1 protein-coding gene is annotated in these 1409 nt (G+C 70.0%); it reads left to right on the plus strand.

The annotated features are described in order from the left end of the window. On the plus strand, window positions 1-1140 hold a 1140-nt coding region (locus DD1DGNOD_RS11110), incomplete at its 5' end, for an ATP-binding protein (RefSeq protein WP_131770057.1). Window positions 1141-1409 lie beyond the last annotated feature (269 nt).

Here is a 1409-nt window from a genome sequence, read left to right on the forward strand (position 1 = left end):
CAGAGCCTGATCAGCGTGCTGCGGCAGCTCCGGGCCGGTTTCACCCAGCGGCCCGCCGCGTTCCCCGCGTCCGTGGCGTTGTGCGGCCTGCGGGACGTACGTGATTACAAGGCCGCAGCAGGCGGCGACCCGTCCCGACTGGGTACCGCCAGCCCGTTCAACATCAAGCTGGAGTCGTTGCGGCTGGGGGACTTCACCCCCGACGAGGTCGGTGAGCTCTATGCCCAGCACACCGCCGAGACCGGGCAGGAGTTCACCCCGGACGCGGTCGACCGGGCGATCGAGCTGACCGCCGGGCAGCCCTGGCTGGTCAACGCGCTGGTCCGTGAGGTCGTCGAGAAGATCGGCGTCCCGACCGCGGAGTCGATCACTGCCGAGCATATGGAACAGGCCAAGGAACAGCTCATCCTGGCCCGCGCCACCCATCTGGACTCCCTGGCCGCCCGGCTGGCCGAACCCCGTGTGCGCCGCATCCTGGAGCCCGTCCTGGCCGGCACCCTGGTCACCCTCGACCCCTACGACGACGATCTGACCTACGTTCGCGACCTCGGCCTGATCACTCCCCGTAACCCACTTCGCATCGCCAACCCGATCTACCGGGAGGTGATCGCTCGGGTCCTGGCCACCGGTGTCGAGGTCAACGTGCTCGCCGACCCGCGGACGTTCGTGCTGCCCGACGGGCGGCTCGACTTCCCCCGGCTGCTGGCCGAGTTCGCCGACTTCTGGCGGGAACACGGCGAGATCCTCACCCGCGCCCAGCACTACCACGAGGCCGCCCCACAGCTCGTCCTCATGGGCTTCCTGCAGCGGGTCGTCAACGGCGGCGGCTACGTCGAACGCGAGTACGGCATCGGCCGCGGCCGGATCGACCTGCTGGTGCGCTGGCCCTGGACCACCTCGGACGGCACCCGCCGGTGGCAGCGGGAGGCGATCGAGCTCAAGGTGTGGCGCTCCGGGGAACCCGACCCCCTCGCCAAAGGGCTGACCCAGCTCGACGGCTACCTCGACCGGCTCCACCTCGACCACGGTGTGCTCGTGCTGTTCGACCGCCGACCCGACGCCGCCCCCATCACCGAACGCACCGGGTTCGACAAGGCCACCAGCCCCGCCGGCCGCACCATCACCCTCCTGCGGGCCTGACCTTCCGGCCCGTGGGCCGCTCGGCCGCCGCCGCAACGTCGCTCCCGGCGACCTTTGCACGCTCCCCGACCGGGCCGACATCATCCCGGCCGGGGAGCGGCAGGGCTCCGGCGTGATTGGTGATTGTTCGGTCTGTCCGGTTGTCAGTCCGTGCAGGTAGAGGGCATCAGCGACAATGGTGTGGTCGCATCGGCCTTCAGGGATGTAGAGGTAGCCGGCGTCCTTGAGCGCCCTGATGACGGCTGCGCGGAAGGTGACGAGGTTGACCG

Source organism: Candidatus Protofrankia californiensis, from assembly GCF_900634765.1.
GTDB classification, from domain to species: Bacteria; Actinomycetota; Actinomycetes; order Frankiales; family Frankiaceae; genus Protofrankia; species Protofrankia californiensis.